The organism is Amaricoccus sp., assembly GCF_047602525.1.
Lineage (GTDB): Bacteria > Pseudomonadota > Alphaproteobacteria > Rhodobacterales > Rhodobacteraceae > Amaricoccus.
Map to the genome: position 1 here is coordinate 396,760 of NZ_JASGHB010000001.1, position 17,246 is coordinate 414,005.

The window sequence follows — 17,246 nt, forward strand, 5'->3', positions numbered from 1 at the left end:
CCTCTCGTCCGCCAGCGCCGGCTTCGGGGTGAACTGGTCTGTGATCTGTCCGGCCTCGTCGCGGGGACGGGTGACGTGGGCCGCGCCACGGAGGCGATGCTGCCACGGTCGAGCGTTCTTTGCCCGAACGTGGCGCTGACAGGCGGGTCCGGCGCGGTGCCTCGCTCGCCCGCCGGACGGCGACCGGGTGCTTTCCTCCGTCATCGGGCGCCGCCTTCAGGTGCGCCGGCGGAGGCGGGGTGCGCCTTCGGACGTGGCGATCTCGCCGATGACCGCCGCGTCGGCGAAGCCGTGGCGGCGGAAGGTGTCGAGCACGGCGTCGGTCGTCGCGGGGTCGCAGGCGACGAGAAGGCCGCCGCTGGTCTGCGGATCGGTGAGCAGCGCCCGGTCCTCCGGCGCGAAGTCATCTGGCAGAACCACTTCCGCGCCGTAGCTCACCCAGTTGCGCCACTCGCGCCGGTGACGAAGCCCCTGGCGGCGAGGTCGCGGGCGGCGGGCAGCAGCGGCACGGCTGGCCAGTCGATGAGCACGTCGCACCCCGCCCCGCGAGCCATCTCGAGCGCGTGCCCCGCGAGCGCGAAGCCGGTGACGTCGGTCATCGCGTGCACGCCGTCGAGGGCGGCAAGCTCGGGCCCGGGGGTGTTGAGCCGGGTGGTCGTCGCGATCATCCGCGCGTAGCCCTCGGCCCCGAGCGCGTCTTTCTTCAGCGCGGTCGAGAAGACGCCGACGCCGAGCGGCTTGCCGGGGATCAGGCGGTCGCCGGGCCGCGCGCCGGCATTGCGCCGCACGCGGTCGGGGGGAACGAGGCCGAGGGCGACGAGACCATAGATCGCCTCGACCGAGTCGATGGTGTGGCCGCCGGCGATGGGGATGCCGGCGGCGCGGGCCGCGGTCGCGCCGCCTTCGAGGATCGCGGCGATCGTCGCGTGCGAGATACGGGCGATCGGCATCCCGACGATGGCGAGCGCCATGATCGGGGTGCCGCCCATGGCGTAGACGTCGGAGATGGCGTTGGTTGCGGCGATGCGACCGAAGTCGGTCGGGTCGTCGACGATCGGCATGAAGAAGTCGGTGGTGGCAACGAGCGCCTGCTGGTCATTCAGCTTCCGGCCCGCCGCGTCGTCCGCGGTCTCGATCCCGACGAGCAGCGCCTCGGGCACCGGCATCGCCGAGGTGCCGCGCAGGATCGAGGCGAGCACGCCGGGCGCGATCTTGCAGCCGCGGCCGCCACCATGCGACAGCGAGGTCAGGCGCGGCTCCTCCGATCCTGCGAGCGGGGCTGTGGTCACCAGATATCCTCCCCGGGGGGACCGCGCCGGAGTTGCCCCTTGCCCGACCACCATGCCGCACGGCGGCCCCGGCCCGAACCTCCCATCGCAACGCCGTAGCGTCCATCCCCGTGACGGACCGCGGTTCAGGCGCCGGGCCGGACCAAACCCGCGCCGCGCTCCGCGACCCACGCCAACCGGGGGCGACGTCTCCGGCGATGCGGCGGGCGGGCGCCGGTTCGGAGGACGAAGAGGGCGCCGTCCGCGAGATCGGCGGGGGGAAGCCCCGAACGCGGGCGCCGGCCCGGCTAACCTGTTGAATCGACGCCGGGAGGCTATGAGGGGCCGGTTGACGCCGGCCCGCGCGGGGCGCTACGTCCGAAGGACGGAAGAGCAACGTCCCCGGTGGGGCGCCCGGACTTCAAATCCGGTGGGAGGCGCCCTGCGTCTCCGGTTGGTTCGAACTCCTTCCTCTTCCGCGACATTGCTCGAGAAATTCATTTCTGCGAACGGCTTAATGCCGGACGCTTCGTCACGCAGTTGACTCCGCACCCGGCGTCGAGACCCACGGGCCGATTTCTACCGGACGATGTTCGGCCGGGCGAACGACCCGCGCCGACCGGGCTACGCCCTGTTGGCGACACCGAACTTGCGGGCGCACTCGCCGAGGCTCCCGAGCCCTCGTCGTCGCCGGGTGTCGTGGTGCGCGATCTCGATGCCGAACTGACCCAAGGTGCCGACCCTGATCCCGAAGAGATCGCGTGGACGACGAAACGCTCGACCCGGTTGGCGGCGCTGTCCGGCCTGTCGCCCGCATCCATTGCCGAACACTTGAAAGCGTTACGCAGGTCCGGCCTTCTGGCGCTCGACCGGCGGGCACGGCATTGCATGTCTCGCACCGATGCCGGCGATGTGGAGATGGTGGCGAAGGCTGGGAGATCGGGCGATGGGCCGCGAGGCGCTGGTGCATGCCGAGGTCGGGCGCGAGGCGGGCGAGGTCAAGGCGCTGCTCGAAGCGCGGGAGCTGATCCTGCGCGGCGACATCCGGCGTCGCTTTCCCAAGGCGATGATGAGCGATGTGCGCGTGGAGGGACCGATGCTTCGCTTTTCCTGTCATGGAGAAGCGGTTGCCCTGAGCCTCGGGGCGAAAGCTGCGGATGCCTGGGCCGGGGCGATTGCCACGCCGCCGCCCGGCCTGCGCGCGAAGCTCGGGCTCGACAAGGGAGCAAAGGCGCTGCTGATCGGTGTTTGCGACGATCCGGCTCTGGCAGAGGCGCTCGACGGAACGCTGGTCGATGATGTCGGGGAGGCGTCAATGGCAATCGCCCGCATCGACGCAGGGGAGGATCTGGCGAAAGCGCAGGCCGCGTGCGGTACGCTGCCGCTCTGGGCCGTGTATCCCAAGGGGAAAGCCGTGCCGTTCGGCGACGCGGCTATCCGCACGGCGCTGCGTGACGTCGGATGGCGCGACACCAGGTCGTGCGCCGTCTCCGACCACCTGACGGCCACGCGATACAATCGGGTCTCGGAGTGAGACCGGCGCCGCCTGACCCCCGGACGTCGCCCATCCCGCCGATCGCAGAATGCTCATCTTCATTCCGACGGCGCCCGGCCGGGATGTGCAACGCCTTCCGACACCGCCCCGCTCAGCGGTTGTCGCAGGCGCGCTCCGGTCCCGTCCCGATCTGCTGCGAGTCGAAATGGCCCGAGTTCGGGAACGGGGCGGGCGGGCCGAGCGGGCCCGGAACGGTGTCGAAGTGGCCGCCGGCGTTCCTGAGGTAACAGAAGTTCTCGAAGGGCACCGGCGGCGGGAACCCCGGGGCGCCGAAGACCGAGCCCTCGGGATAGATGAACTCCGAGACCGGGGCGCCGTAGGTGCCGTTGGCGAGGCCGCTGTCGGTCGCCACGGGGCTCGCCCCGACGATGTCGAGGCGCACGTCGCGGCGCACCGCGCGCGCGTCGTTCTTGGATGGCCAGGTGAACCTGACCCGTCCGAGCGGCGGGCCGTTTTCCGGGGTGAGGCCCACGGGCCCGCTGACGGAGAAGTCGGCCGTCACGCCGGCGATCCCGCGGCGGTCCTCGTCGAGCAGCGTCACCTCGACATTCCGTGACGGGTCGGTGGTGAAGCCGACGACGCGGATGCGGGTCGTCTCCTCCTGCGTCACGCCGCTGAAAAGCTCGCCCTTGGTGCCCTCGATCGCTTCTTCGACGAGGAGATAGGCGGGGTCGACGTGCGGCGAGGTGTAGATCCCGAGGTCGGCGTCGAGCGCGTAGGCGGAGACGAAGAAGCCGCCGGCCGGGTCGGGCTGGAGGATGCCGGAATACGTCACGTAGTCACCGACGCGGAGCGGCACCGGCCGCTTCGGATCGCAGGTCGGGAGGACGGCGCCGGTGGTGTCGCCGAAGGCCGGCACCGTCCCGCAGGTGAAGCGGTAGGCCGCGGGTCCGGTCCCGGCGGGGCGGTTTGCGGTCGGGCACTTCGGGTCGTCGGCCACCGCCGGGTCGATCCGCGGGACGCAGACGGGAAAGCCGGTGCCGGCGTGGACGGCGGCGTTCTCGTCGTCGGCGGCGAAGCGGTCGTCCTGCGGCAGCACCGCGCGGGCGGGGTCGTCGTTGTCGAGGCCATAGACTCCGTTGGGGTCGTTGAGGAGGACACGGGCGCCGCCGTGCAGGCCCTTGGCGCCGATGTGGAGCAGGCCGGTGGCGAAGTCGATGTCCTGCACGAAGCCCGCAGCGGCGTGGAGCGCCCCTTGCGAGAATCCGCACCACGCCGGCGACGTATTCGCCGTTGGTGATGTTGCCGATGATGTCGGCCTCGAAGGCGACCTTCGGCGGCGGCGTGTCGGCCAGGGCGAGGCCGCTCTGCGCGTTGGGCGGAAAGAGATCGTTCGGGCTCGCGTACTTGGCCGATGGTGTCGGTCGGCGTGAAGATCTGGAAATCGTCGGCGTTGAGCGCGGCTGGCACGAAGTTCGACGACTTGACGTCGATGCACTCGCCCGAGTTGGCGCGGAAGAACAGCGGCGCGGGCAGGCTGGTGCGGGTGTCGGGGTCGATGATGTCCTTGATGTCGTTCTCGAGGATGACGATGCGGCCCTGCGGGTCGAACCAGCCGTGCTTGTTGTAGGTGAGTTCGGTCTGGATGAACGCGGCGCGATAGTCGCGCACCGGCGCTTCCGTCGGGCAGGGGTCGGCATAGGGCGCGCCGCTGACCGGCGGGCGGCCGTTGACGTAGAACAGCGGATCGCCGGCCGGAGGCGGGCTGGCCGCTTCGGTCTGCACCGGCACGAAGTCCGCGCGCTTGGTGCGGTAGGCCTTGGGGCGCCACCAGGCCGGGAAGGGCGGCGCCGGGTCCGGCACGGCGTCAAGGCCGGGAAGCGCGCCTTCGTGGAACTTCATCGCCATGAGTTCGTCAGGCTCGCCCGTCTCGGCGACCTCGCGCAGCTTCAGCTCGTCCCACTGGCCGGCCAGCGCCATCGCCGAGGCTGCCTGCGAGGCCACGCGGGCGGCGATGACCTGCGTCGTCTCGCCGCCGGTCTTCAGCTCCTCCGCGACGACCTCGGCCTTATCGGCTTCCGCCTTATCCGCGGTCTTGCCCTCGGGGTCTTCCTTGTCGCGGCTCCACAGCACCACGTGCCGCGGCAGGCCGCCGTCGACGGGCGCGCTGTCGGCGGCGACGTCGAAGTCGAGCACGGGCTGCGGCGGGCGGTGGCCGGGCACGCCGGGGATGTAGAAGGGATAGCCGCGGAACGCCGCCGACGGCATCGGCGCGAGCGCGTTGCCCGGGATCGGCACCAGCGCCGGCGTCTCGGTGCCGGTGGCGATCTCCGCGTCCGGCAGGTTCATGTTGAACGGCGAGTTCGTCTCGGAGACGGGCTTCGTCTTGTCGAACCAGCCGACCTTGCCGTCGTTGAACGTGTCGTGGCTCCGCCACAGCTCCCACATGCCCTGCGCGAAGTGCGGGTAGAGGTGGCAATGGAAGATCGAGTCGCCGGGCGTGTAGGCGCGGTTGCCCGAGCCGCCGAACTCGATGTCGTAGCTGAAAGTCGCGCCCGGCGAGATCGTCTGCGAGTCGAGATACGAGGCATTCGGGTCCGACCGATCGGGCACCCACTGGTGCGCGTGCAGGTGGAAGACATGCGTCTCCTTCGGCCCGGCGTGCAGGTTCCGAAACCGGACGTTGTCCCCCATGTAGGAGTGATGCACGTTGGACGGATCGTCGGGATAGAGCGCGCCCGCCGCCTTGCCGTCCTCGTAGCGCAGCAGGAGCGCCGGGTCGCCGTTGGCCCAGGAGCTGAGGAAGAACTCCTCCGCCCGGCATTCGACGCAATCCTTCGTCGGCGGCAGCTTGTCGAACTTCGGCGTCGCCATCAGCGCGGAGCCCATGCTCGACACGCCGTAGTTGATGCCCATGCCGTCCTTGATCAGGCTGAGCGGGTCGCTCTCATCCGCGAGCTGCGGGAAGGCCTGCTCCGCGTGGACCTCGTCGTGGAAGATGACGGTGAACTCGCGGAAGGCCTGGGCGCAGACCGAGCCATCGGCGCGACCCTCGGGCTTGCAGTCGCCGGGCGCGGCCGGTGGCGGCACGATGATCGCATTGAGGTCGGTGTGCGCGATGTCGAAGACCTTGCCCGTCGTGTCGAGCGGGTCGGGCGTCAGGAGCTTCAGCTTCTCGTAGTCGACATGCGCATAGGGGTGCCGGTCGCCGGCCCGCGTCGCGGTATCGGCCACCAGCTCGTCGTGGCGCACCTGCGAGCGATACCATTCCGAGCCGCGCGGCTCGACGTTGACGGCGCCGAAGAGCCCGAGGCCGATCTGGCCGCCGTCGCCCTCGCCACCGATGGGCGCCCCCATCGAGTAGGCGAAATAGGCGCCGTCCTTTTCGGCCAGCCATTTCGTCACCACCGTCTGCCCGGGCAGCGCCAGCGAGCCGTGGGAATACGCCGCCTTCAGCGCGTCGCCGCTGTCGGTGCGGAACACCACGCCGCGGTTCAGCCCGACGTTCGAGCCGTCGCCGCCGCAGGCCACGTTGGCCGGGCACTCGGCTTCCGAGATCGGCACGACCGACATGCCAGTAATGTGGAAGGACGCGGCCCGCGTCCTCGGCGCGTCGACGCTGACGGGCTCCGCCGGGCGGATCGCGGTGCTCGGGGGCGATCCCGGCATCGCCTGCACGTGGCCGGGCAAGTTCCCATGGTTCTGCGCGGGGATGCCGCCTTCGAGACGGGCGACGGGCGAGAGGTAGTTGGTGAAGGTGACTTCGAGGCAATCGCCCTCGTTCACCCGCAGGACGATCGGCCGCGGCCGCTTGTCCGGCCGGAGCATCGCGTTGCCGGGGCCGACGGGGCCTTGATCGGGGTCGAGCGCCACGACGTCGCGCTTGAGCGCGAACAGCATCCCGGCGGGGACGAAGGCGGAGAAGCGGTTGAGCAGATACGCCTGCTCGATCGCGACGACGTCCGCCTTGATCGTCCGTGCGCAGACCGGGCCGGCTTCGGCGCGGGCGCCGCCGGCCAGAGCGGTGCCGATCAGGAGCGTGGCGCTCGCCACCGGCGCGAGGCGACGGCGAAGAAGCGGCTGTGGGCGGAAGAACCTGTTCAGAATAGGCAAAATAAATCTCCCCCCCTGAAAATCAGTGGCGGGCTTTGCAGTCGGTTACGAAAAAATCAGATGCACGAAAATGCGCGCAGTCACGGGCATGTTATCGTCAAAAGAGCGATTCGGAAAGAACAGTGTTTGCGCTGGCCGTCGGCGCATCGCGACGACTGGCGGTCGTCACCGGCCCGGAAGCCTCAGGCCTCAGAAGCGATAGCTGATGCCGACGAGGGGGCCCTGCACGTCGATGTCGAGCCGCGCGCGGTCGGATGCCTCGTGGAGGATCGACAGGTAGCGGTAGCCGACCGCCGCTTCCCAGCGATCGCCACGGGCGTAGGTGGCGCCGGCACAGGCCTGCCAGTTCAGGTCGGCGCTGCCGTCGAACCCGCCGGCATCGACGAAGCCGCGCAGCGTCCAGCGATCGCCGAGCGCGTAGGCGCCGCGCAGGCCGACGACCGGATCGCTCCAGGACAGCTCGGCCGAGGCGGTGCGGCCGCCCCGGTCGGTGGCGGTGCCGAAGCCGAGCGACGAGTCGAAGAACCGTCCGCCGGCGTAGATATCGACCAGGGCGCCGTTCCGCTCGAAGGCCCGATAGGCGGCGGCGAGGGTGTACATGCCGACCTTCGTGTCCGTCGAGACGGTGGCCGCGCCCTGCGCCCAGTCGGCGTCCGCGCCGAGATCGACGTAGACCGCATCGAGCAGCAGGCCGAAGCGGGGTCCTTGCGCAGTTCGAAGCTTCCCATCGCCACCAGGTCGAGCCGCGAGAGCACGTCGCTCAGCTCGAGGTCCACGAGCGGCGCGCCATCCGGCCCCTGCTGCGCGCCGTTGATGACCGGGAACCAGCCGTAGAGCGTCGCCTTGCCGCTCCATCCCCCGGCATCCTGCGCCATCGCCTGCGCCGCCGCGAGCAGCGCGCCCTGCGTCGGCTCGACGTTGTAGACCATCTCGTCGCGACCGGCCGCGCCGGTCGAGAGCGCCGGCCAGACGTCGCGGCCGTCGAGCGGCTTTGCCCGGTCGAGCGCGGCGCCGGCGAGGCCCGCGAGGGTCGGCATCATGTCGACGACATGCAGCACGCCCTCCGCCGAGCCCGGCGCGAGGTGCCCCGGCCAGTTCGCCAGCGCCACGACCCGCGTTCCGCCCTCATAGAGCGTGCCCTTGCCGGCGCGCAGCGGGGCGTTGCTCGCGGGCAGCTCGCCGCCGACCGCGCCTTCGCCGACGAACATCTTGTCGCGCGTGCCGCCGTTGTCGGAATGGAACAGGATGAGCGTGTCCTCGCGCATCCCCCGCGCCTCGAGCGCCGCCACCACCTTGCCGATCTGGTCGTCCATCGCCGAGATCATCGCGGCATAGGCGCGCCGGCTCGGGTCCTCGATATGGGCGTAGCGCTCGATCCACGGCTGCGGCGCCTGATACGGCGTGTGCGGCGCCGTGAAGGCGAGGTAGAGAAAGAGCGGCGTCGCGGGATCATGCCCGCCGATCAGGCGCACCGCCTCCGCCCCGAAGAGATCGGTGTCATAGCCGTCTTCCACCAGCAGCGTGTCGTCGCGATACCAGTCGGTGGCGCCGTGCGCCTGATGGGTGAAGGGGTCGATCTCGCCGACGAGCGGGCCATAGAAGCTGTCGAACCCGCGCCGCCGCGGCCAGAACTTCCGGTCGCCGTGGCCGAGGTGCCACTTTCCGACCCGCGCGGTGCGGTAGCCGGCCGCCTTCAGCGCCTCCGGCAGCAGGAATTCGTCGGTGGCAAGGCCATAGTCGGCGCCGGACGGGATCACCCCGGTTTGCAGGCCACAGCGCAACGGGTAGCGGCCGGTCAGGAACGCGGTGCGCGTCGGGGTGCACATGGGCTGGGTATGGAACTGGTCGAGCCGCGCCCCGGTCGCCGCCAGCGCATCGAGATGCGGCGTGGCGATGTCCGACCCGCGAAAGCCGACGTCGGCGAAGCCGAGATCGTCGGCCAGGATATAGAGGATATGCGGCTTCGGCCCGTTCGCCCGTGTCTGCGCGGTGCCGGCGCCGGGCGAGGCCATTGCGCAGGCGGCTCGATCCGCCCGAAGGAAGTCATCCCCCCTGTCGTCAGCCGGTCGGCGCCGCGCGATCTAGACGACCCGCCGGCGGCGGCTCAATTGCCATTTCGCGCCAGTCGCGCCCGGCGGAACGCGCCGGGGGTCGTCTCTTCCCAGTGGTGGAAGGTGCGGGTAAAATACGCGGCGTGTCCGTAGCCGAGCGCCCGGGCGATCGCGTCCACCGGCTCCGTGGTGCCGGCGAGAAGTGCGCGGGCCTCGGCGCGGCGCCAGTCGTCGAGCAGCGCCTCGAACGACGTGTCGAGGCCGGCGAGCCGCCGCTGCAGGCTGCGCGGGGCGACGCCGAGGGTGCGGGCGGTATCGACCAGCGACGGGCCACCCGCCATCGCGGCGCACCCTAGGATGCGCCGGACGCTGGCAAGAAGCGCGTCGTCGTCAAGGCAGGCCTGCGGCGGCGTCTCCGCCCCCGGGCCGGGGCCGGGCAGGGAGAAGAGCGGGTTCGGCCGCTCGAGCCAGGCGGAGTCGAACCAGATCTCGACGCCCGGGCGCGGCCCGAAGACGACATCCGCGCGCAGCGCATCCGCATAGATCGCGGTCCGGCTTCGGGCGCGGTGCGGCAGGCAGACCCGCAGGCCGCCGGCCGCATCCCCGCCGATCGCGCGCAGCGCGAGGACGAGAAAGCCCGCGAACTCCCGCGTTCAGCACGCGCGCGGCGTCGGGCTCGCTGTCGGCGAGCGTGTGACTGAGACAGACCCGGGGCCCGTGTTCGGTCAGGGCATAGGTGACGCCGCCCTGCAGCCCGGGCATCTGGCGAACATGCCCGAGCAGGCATTCGCGCAGCGGCCGGCCGGCGAACAGCGCACGGCCGGTCATGCCGAGGCGGCTCGGGTCGGCGGCGGCGGCCAGATCGAGGCCGATCGCCGGCTCGCCGCGCCAGCCCCTGCAACAGCGCGCAGACCTGCGCGCGGGTGGCCACGGCGTCGGTCCCGGGCGTGTCCGGCAGGCCGGCGCGCGCGAGCAGCGGCGCGAGGCGCAGGCCGCGCGCCTCGACGACGGCGGGCAGCACGTGCAGCAGGGTGAGACGGACTGGATGGCGATCCCACATGTGACGCTGCCCGATCCCGACCCCGACGCTCCCGCGGCGCGAATCTGGCGCCCCGCGGCCCCGGCGGGAAGGCGGCCCTACGCCGGGGGCGTGGCGGCGGCGATCTCGCGGGCGACGTCGGTCCAGAAGGCGCGGGGCTGCGCGCCGGTGACGGCGTACTGGCCGGCGACGATGAAGGCGGGCACGCCGGTGATGCCGGCGCGGCGGGCCTCGGCGGCTTCGCGGGCGACCTCGGCGCGGTCGGCGTCGCCGGCGAGGAGCCGGGCGATCGCGGCAGGGTCGAGCCCGGCGTCCGCGGCGACCGCCACCAGCACGCCCGGGTCGGAGATGTCCTCGCCCTCGCCGAAGTAGCGGGCGGAGAGCGCCATGGCGACGCGGGTCTGCACGCCCTCCGCCGCGGCCCAGCGGATCAGCCGGTGGGCGTCGAGGGTGTTCGGCGCCCGGGTGATGCGGTCGAAGGCGAGCGGCACGCCGGCCTCGCGCGCGGCCTGCTCGACGCTGGCGTGCACGCGGTCGACGTTGCCGAGGCCGCCGAACTTCTTCGCGAGGTAGTCGGTGCGGTCCATGCCCGCGCGGGGCAGGTCCGGGTCGAGCTGGTAGGGGTGCCAGGCCAGCTCGAACGGCTGGTCCGGGGCGTCGGCCAGCGCGCGCACGAGGTTGGTCGCGCCGATGAGGCACCACGGGCAGACCGGGTCGGAGAAGATGTCGAGCCGGGTCATGGCCTGTCCGCCGGATGGTTGGGGTCGATCCAGCGCACGGTCTCCGGCGTTTCGGCCGGCTCGATGTCGAGGTTCACCACCACCGCCTCCTGATCGCTGCGGACCACCACGCATTCGAGCGGGTCGCCGGGCAGTGCGTTGATCTCCTGATGTGGCACATAGGGCGGCACGAAGATGAAGTCACCCGGATCGGCCTCGGCGGTGAACTCGAGCCGCTCGCCCCAGCGCATCCGGGCGCGGCCGCGGACCACGTAGATGATGCTTTCGAGCGGGCCGTGGTGGTGGGCGCCGGTCCTGGCGTTCGGCTCGATCGAGACGGTGCCGGCCCAGAGCTTCGCCGCCCCGGCCGTGGCGGCGGTGATGGCGGCGGCGCGGGTCATGCCCGGGGTCTGGGCGGTGTTCGGGTCGAACTCGCCCGCCTTGACGACGCGCACGCCCTGGGTGCGCCAGTCGGGAGCAGGGTGGTCGTGGGGCATCTCGCGGGGCTCCTCAGAAGCGCAGGGTGGCGCCGGCGCGGACCATGATCCGGTAGAAGGCGACGGTCAGGGCGATGCCGATACCGAGCGCGGCAACGGTGCCCCAGGCCGGGGTCTCGAACGGCATGCCGCTGGTGTTCATGCCGAAGAAACCGACGACGAGGGTGCCGGGCAGCATGAGCGCGGTCATCACCGTCAGGGCCCGCAGGCTGCGGTTCGAACTCGTCGGCGAGCTCGGCGGCGATCTCCTCCTGCAGGAGCTTGGCCCGGTCGGCGGTGGCCCGCACCGCGTGGTCGAGGCTGCCGAGCCGGGTCGCCATCTCCTCGAGCGCCGCGAGGCCGGAGGCGGGCAGGCCGGCGAGGCGGGCGGCCTCGGCCTCCTCTTCCTCCTCCTCGGCCTCGCGCAGCAGCAGCAGCATGGCGAGGACAGGTCGGTGCAGCGCCAGGGCGAGCCGCCGGACTTCCTTGAGCGAGGTGCGCTCGTCGGCGGTGGAGGAGGCGAGGATCTGGTCCTCCACATGGTCGAGGCGGGTTTCGGCGGCGCGCAGCCGGCCGATCGCGGTGCGGACGAAGCCGGCGGTGATCGCCGCGAGGATCGAAAAGCCCGAGGTCTGGCGGGCGCCGGCGAGCAGCGCGTTCCTGACCGCGTCGATGCCGGCGAGCGGGTGGCGCCAGCCGGTGACGAGCAGCCGCTCGCTCGCGACGAAGCCGAACTGTCCGACGCTGTCGGACACGCGCAGGAAGTCGATGTTGTAGTCGGGGGCGATCCCGTGGATCTCGTCGCCCTCCGGCTCGAGGGCGAGGCCGGTGTCCTGGCCGGCGATCAGCGTCGTCACCTCGGTCGGCAGCCGGCAGATGCCCTGGATCCAGCCGCGGGTGCGCTGGTCGAGCAGGTCGACGTGGATCCACATCCAGGCGCGTTCCTCGATGGCACGGGGCAGATCCTCGACGGTGAGCCGTTCGGCGCTGCCGCTCGGACTTGCGGCGATCGCCCACAGAAGGCCGGGGGCTCGGTCGCTCCGGGAGGGAACGCGGGGGGACTCGGTCATGGCGGCCTCGCGATCGGAAGGGCGGGCGGCGGGCGCCCGTGTCGCGGGCGATCATGCGCACCACGGGGCCGGAGGGTCCAGTGCCGCGGGCGGGGCGGCGGGGCAATGTGCGGCCGGGTGCATGGCCGGCGCGTCACGGGGGCGCACTGGGGGACGCAGACGGGGGACGCAAACGGGGGGGCGCGCGCGTTATGGCCGGCCGTCGTCCCTGGTGGTCGGCGTCGCGAGGGGGCTTTCCGCCCCGTCCTGGCCTGCGGCCAGCCACCCCCGAGAGTATTTTCGGCAAGAGGAAGGCCGAAGGCAGGGTCGGGGGCTTCGTGTGTTCGCGCTGGCGCGGGTCAGGCGCCGGTGGCGAGGCGCCGGCGCTGCAGCTTGCCGTTTGCGCTGCGCGGCAGGGCGTCGACCGGGCGGAAGCTGCGCGGGCACTTGTAGCGCGCGAGCCGGGCGGCGCAGTGGCGGTCGAAGCTCGGCCTCGGGGATCGCGGCGCCGCGCGGGACGTAGAAGGCGGCGACGATGCTCACGCCGTCGCGCACCGGCAGCTCGATGACCGCGGCCTCGGCGACGCCCGGGTGCTCGGCGAGCGCGGCCTCGACCTCCTGCGGGCTGACGCGGAAGCCGCCGGCGTTGATGAGATCGTCGGCCCGGCCGAGGTGGCGGATCGCGCCGTCCTCGGCCATGACCGCGCGGTCGCCGGTCAGGAACCACTCGCCGCGGAAGGCCGCCGCGGTTTCTTCCGCCCGGCGCCAGTAGCCGAGCATGAGCCCGGGATCGCGGCGGGAGACCGCGAGCAGGCCCTCGGTGCCGCGCGGCACGGGCGCGGTGCCGGCGTCGGGCAGGATCGCGACGCGCCGCCCGGGCTGGGGATAGCCGGCGCAGCCGGCGGGCGCCGGACGGGCCGGGCAGGCGGAGATGTAGGTGGAAATCTCCGACATGCCGAGCGCCTCGTGGATCGGCCGGCCCGTGGCCCCGGTCCAGGCGGCGCGCACGGAAGGCGCCAGCGCCTCGCCGGCGCCGAGGCCGTGGCGCAGGTGCGAGAAGCCCTCGGCGAGGCCGGGCGCGTTGAGCATCTGGCGGTAGACGCCGGGGGCGCCCGCGAAGATCGTCGCGCGGTGCGCGTCCGCGAGCCGCGGCCAGACGTGGCGGTCGGCGGGGCCGGCATAGATCAGGGCGGTGGCGCCTGCCGCCCACGGGTCGGTGAGGCCGGCGCCGAGGGTGTAGGTCCAGTTGAACGCGCCGGCGTGCAGCACCCGGTCGTCCGGGCCGAGGCCATACCAGCCGTCCCACATCATCCGCCGGGCCCAGGCGGCGCGCTGGGCGAGCACGACGCCCTTTGGCCGGCCGGCGGTGCCGGAGGTGTAGACCATGTAGGCGGGATCGTCGGGGTCCGTTTCGGCGAAGTCGACCGGGTCCGCCCGGCGCAGGGCGGCGATGTCCCCGGCCTCGATCACCGGCGCCCCGGGAGGGTCGGGCAGCGTCAGGCCGGCGCCGCGGGCGATCAGCGCGGGCGCGAGGTCGGCGACGAGCGGGCCCAGCTCGGCGGCGGTCAGCATCGCCGATACCGGCACCGGCACGGCGCCGAGCGCGTTGGCGGCGAAGAAGACGATGGGAAAGTCGGCGGTGTTGCCGAGGCGCAGCAGCACCCGGTCGCCCCGGCCGATGCCGCGCGCGCGGAGGCCGCCGGCAGTGCGGCGCACCGCGTCGGCCAGCTCGGCATGGGTCCAGCACTCGGCGACGGCGCCCGGTCCGGCCAGCACCTCGAGCGCGACGTGGTTCGGCCGGCGGGCGGCGGCGGCGAAGGTGTGCGCGGCCATGTTGAACGGCCGCGGGCAGGGCGCGGGCGGGCCGTCGTCCACCAGAACTCGGCAGGGCGGGACGGGGCGGCTGGGCTGGCTGGGGCGGGGAGGTCAGAGGCCGGCCGCCTTCAGGTCGCGGGCGATGCGGTGGAACAGGTCGCGGTCACGGAAGCACTCCTCCGCACTCCACTTCTCGGCGCGGAACTCCGGCTCGAGGATGAGCAGCCGGCCCGCCCAGATCTTCGCGCCGGCGAAATCGCCGCCCCGCACCGCGACCACCACCCGGCAGAGGTGCGCCCGCACGCTCTGCGGATCGGCCTCGAGCGCCGCCTCGACGTAGTCCGGCGCCTCGGGCGTGTCCTGGAGCAGGTGGGCGAAGGCGAGGTTGGTCTTGATCCAGTTCGGCGGATAGCGCGTCAGCGAGAGGGCATGCTTGTGATAGCGGATTTCCTCGCGCATGTGGCCGCAGTACCCGAGCAGCACGCCGTAGTAGGCAAGCAGCTCCGGGCTTTCGGGCGCGTCGCGCACCACCTCGGCCATGACGTCGCAGGCGCGCTGGTGGTTGCCGCTGGCACATTCAGTGAAGGCGATGAGCGCGCGGCCGAAATAGTCGTGGGGCTTCAGCGCCATCACCTTGTCGCAGAGCGCCCGGGCCTCGACGAGCGCCGACTCGGGCTCGTGCGCCCAGCCGAGGCGCAGCTGGTCGACGAGGCAGAACCCGAGCGAGATCATCGCCGGGGTATAGTTCGGGTCGAGCTTCAGCGCCTCGCGATAGGCGAGGATGGCGCGGCGCACCGAGTCCTTGCGCGCCTCGCCCTCGAGGCCACGGCCGCGCTGGTAGAGCTCCCACGCCTCGATCGTGGTGTGCGCGTCGGTCCAGATCCGCGCCCACTCGCCTTCCACCAGCTCGATCTGCGCCGCCTCGATCACCCGCTTCGAGATCTCGACCTGCACGTCGAAGACGCGCTCGTCCTCGTAGTCGTAGCGTTTGGTCCAGAGATACTGGCCGGTGTCGACCGCGGTCAGGCGGGCGGTGATGCGCAGCTTGTCCTGGTGGCGCACCTCGCCCGACAGCTCGTAGCTGCGCCGCGGGTCGCGCTCGCCGTCCTGGGTGCGCACGACGAAGGCGCCGGACAGCGCGCCGAGCACGGTCTGCAGCTCGGCGGTCAGGCCCTCGGCGAACACGCGCTCGCGGTCGCCGGTGCCGATCGGGTGGAAGCCCTTGACGATGAGATAGGGCTTGCGCGTCTCGCCGACGAGGTAGTCGAGGGCCATGGCCGGGCGGCCGATCGGCGCGTTGGTGTTCGCCGGCAGGCCGGCGGCGACGCCGGCCGGCAGGGTCCGCGGCCGCGGCGGCGGCGCGTCGAGCCCCTCCGGCGCATCGTAGCGCATCCGCTCGGTGCGCAGCCATTCCTCGAACTCGGGATCGCCGATGTCGAGCCCTTCGAGCAGGTCGTCGCCGACCGCGACGTTGGCCGAGTCGTGGGTGTCGAGATAGACGCGGGCGAGGTCGAGCTGCAGCTTGTCGCGGCCGCAGTCGAGGATGTCGACGCCTGCGGCCGTGAAGTTGCGGCGCAGGGCGCTCAGCTCCGTGCGGAGGCTGGCGGCTCCCTGTTCCTGCGAGCGCTCGCTCCACAGCTTGTCCTGGACCCAGCGGCGGCTGCGCGCGCCGCTGGGCGAGAGGGCGAGCAGGGCAAGCAGCGCCTTCGCCCGCTTGCCCTTCGGCGTCACGTCGGTGCCGTCCGCCTTCACCACGGTGAGCGGCCCCATCAGGCGCAGAAGCACCTTGTCCCCGGCCATGCCGAGGTTCGCCACGCGCGCGCGATCCGAGGCGTCAGCGCGAACAGCCATAGAGGACGGCATGCGACATCGCTTCCTTGGCGAACTCGTCGTCGGTTCGCATCTTGTCGGCGAGATCCGGGATGACGATGTGGAACACCCGCCCCTTGCCGTTGCGGCGGGGGCGGTCGTAATGAAACCGGAACGAGTGCTTGTCGGCACCGCGCATCAGGCTGACGATCTCCTGTTCTATGCGGACGTCGGGGTTCCGGTAGCCGTTGTCACGGTAGCGCTCGGCCGCATCGAAAATCAGTTCTCCCAACCGCTTCCGCAGCCGGTTGCGCTTGAGCTTGAATCGTGCCATCGAAAATGACCTCTCGTCTTTACCAGGTTGAAAAAAGACTGGCCGTCAGGGGGCGCGACCGACGTGGCAAAGCGTCAAAAGACGACGCGATACCGGACGGAGCATTGCACCGCACCGCACGCGCTGAGCACGCCACCCGGCTTTCCATTCTATATTGCCCTCTGTGGCGTAACTACCAGAAACGGCTCTCAGCCGCCAGATAATTTGCTTTCGCGACGCGTCGCCACGGGCCGCGGGGCCACCCAGGCGCAGGCAGATCTTCTTGCGGTTGCGGAGGCGGCAGAGCGTTTCTCCATCCAGTACGCATCGACCCTGCCGGCGCGACTCCGTCCGTTCGTCACGATCGGCGGCCCCCCGGAACCGGCGGAGATCGTCGAATTGACGCTCGGCGCCCCGGGCAGGACGAACGGCTCGGCCGGGGCCGCGGCAGGCGAGAGCCCCGGGGACGCGTTGCGGCGTGCGGCGCTCGAGGTGCTGGAGCACCTGCACGTCGACCGCCTGCGCGCCGGCTCGGGCGAGCTGGCGCCGGTCGATCCCGCCGGCGAGCCGGCGATCGCGCCGCATGTCGCCTGGCTCGCGACGCAGTTCCGCGCGCTCGAGATCCGCGCCCGCGCGTTCGCGCCCGGCTATGTCGTCGCGGTCGCCGCCTGCTCGGACCTCGACGGTGGCCGCCGGACCGAAGGCTCCGCAGCCCGGGGCGGACGGGCCGAGGCGGTGCGCGCGGCGGTGGAGGAGGCGATGTTTCACTGGCGCAACATGGTCGAGCTGGAGCGCGCGGCGCCCGATCTCGCGGCGATGGCCGAGGAAGATCGTCTGCGGATCGCCCGCTACCGCGGCGCGCTGCCGCGCGAGGTCTGGCCGCCCGCGGCGTCCGCCGATCCCGGCGAAGCGGCCGCAACCGACGTCGAGGGCCTGCTCGCGGCCGTCGCGGTCGTCTCCGGGCGGCGCGTGCGGGCGTTCGACCTGACGGCGCCGGAGATCGGCGTGCCGGTGATCCGGGTGCACCTCGGCTGACCGGGGCCGGGGCGCGCTGCTTGGCCGTGGCGTGACAGGTGCGTTGGCAGGAGGTGCCGAGAGC

Annotated in this window: 12 protein-coding genes, 1 tRNA gene and 2 pseudogenes; 3 read left to right on the plus strand and 12 right to left on the minus strand. The window is 72.0% G+C overall.

Features of this window, described 5'->3' with window-relative positions; all coding sequences use genetic code 11:
- Positions 1–216: 216 nt before the first annotated feature.
- A pseudogene (selD, locus tag QM699_RS02345) lies at positions 217–1,292 on the minus strand (selenide, water dikinase SelD).
- A 363-nt stretch (positions 1,293–1,655) separates the two neighbouring features.
- Between selD and QM699_RS02350 the strand changes: the two are divergent.
- Both QM699_RS02350 and QM699_RS02355 read left to right on the plus strand, forming a co-directional pair.
- Positions 1,656–1,747 (plus strand) — tRNA-Sec (locus QM699_RS02350).
- A gap of 467 nt (positions 1,748–2,214) precedes the next feature.
- The gene (locus QM699_RS02355; protein WP_415009631.1) at positions 2,215–2,802 is read left to right on the plus strand and encodes a hypothetical protein; all 588 of its coding nucleotides are present in this window, start codon (positions 2,215–2,217) and stop codon (positions 2,800–2,802) included.
- A gap of 112 nt (positions 2,803–2,914) precedes the next feature.
- On the opposite strand, the gene QM699_RS02360 is transcribed toward QM699_RS02355, so the two are convergent.
- From QM699_RS02360 to QM699_RS02410, 11 genes and pseudogenes are all read right to left on the minus strand, one after another.
- Positions 2,915–3,622, minus strand: a complete 708-nt coding sequence (locus tag QM699_RS02360; RefSeq protein ID WP_415009632.1) for a hypothetical protein — start codon at positions 3,620–3,622, stop codon at positions 2,915–2,917.
- The gene (locus QM699_RS02365) at positions 3,595–6,876 is read right to left on the minus strand and encodes a hypothetical protein (protein WP_415009633.1); all 3,282 of its coding nucleotides are present in this window, start codon (positions 6,874–6,876) and stop codon (positions 3,595–3,597) included. Before QM699_RS02365 ends, QM699_RS02360 begins: the two co-directional genes overlap by 28 nt.
- Before the next feature lie 347 nt (positions 6,877–7,223).
- A complete protein-coding gene (locus QM699_RS02370) occupies positions 7,224–8,888 on the minus strand; it encodes an arylsulfatase B (RefSeq protein WP_415009634.1) in 1,665 nt (554 codons plus the stop codon).
- 92 nt (positions 8,889–8,980) lie between these two features.
- Positions 8,981–9,268, minus strand: coding sequence for a helix-turn-helix transcriptional regulator (locus QM699_RS02375; protein ID WP_415009635.1), 288 nt, complete (start codon positions 9,266–9,268; stop codon positions 8,981–8,983).
- A 796-nt stretch (positions 9,269–10,064) separates the two neighbouring features.
- Entirely contained in the window at positions 10,065–10,706 is a 642-nt protein-coding gene (locus tag QM699_RS02380; protein ID WP_415009636.1) for a DsbA family oxidoreductase, read from the minus strand.
- Positions 10,703–11,182 (minus strand): cupin domain-containing protein, encoded by a 480-nt coding sequence (locus QM699_RS02385; protein ID WP_415009637.1) that lies wholly within the window; start codon positions 11,180–11,182, stop codon positions 10,703–10,705. Before QM699_RS02385 ends, QM699_RS02380 begins: the two co-directional genes overlap by 4 nt.
- Before the next feature lie 13 nt (positions 11,183–11,195).
- Positions 11,196–11,372: a CorA family divalent cation transporter gene (locus QM699_RS02390; protein WP_415012677.1), complete on the minus strand. Its 177-nt coding sequence runs from the start codon at positions 11,370–11,372 to the stop codon at positions 11,196–11,198.
- Positions 11,373–11,418: 46 nt separating this feature from the next.
- Positions 11,419–12,231: pseudogene (locus QM699_RS02395) on the minus strand (CorA family divalent cation transporter); the annotation flags it as partial.
- 189 nt (positions 12,232–12,420) lie between these two features.
- Positions 12,421–14,085 carry an acyl-CoA synthetase gene (locus QM699_RS02400; RefSeq protein ID WP_415009638.1) on the minus strand — a complete coding sequence of 555 codons (1,665 nt, stop codon included), beginning with the start codon at positions 14,083–14,085 and terminating at the stop codon, positions 12,421–12,423.
- A 51-nt stretch (positions 14,086–14,136) separates the two neighbouring features.
- Positions 14,137–15,840 carry a hypothetical protein gene (locus QM699_RS02405; protein WP_415009639.1) on the minus strand — a complete coding sequence of 568 codons (1,704 nt, stop codon included), beginning with the start codon at positions 15,838–15,840 and terminating at the stop codon, positions 14,137–14,139.
- A 19-nt stretch (positions 15,841–15,859) separates the two neighbouring features.
- Positions 15,860–16,168, minus strand: coding sequence for a hypothetical protein (locus QM699_RS02410; protein WP_415009640.1), 309 nt, complete (start codon positions 16,166–16,168; stop codon positions 15,860–15,862).
- A 378-nt stretch (positions 16,169–16,546) separates the two neighbouring features.
- Here QM699_RS02410 and QM699_RS02415 point away from each other — a divergent pair, with 378 nt between their 5' ends.
- Entirely contained in the window at positions 16,547–17,182 is a 636-nt protein-coding gene (locus QM699_RS02415; RefSeq protein ID WP_415009641.1) for a YcaO-like family protein, read from the plus strand.
- The last annotated feature ends 64 nt before the right edge of the window (positions 17,183–17,246 follow it).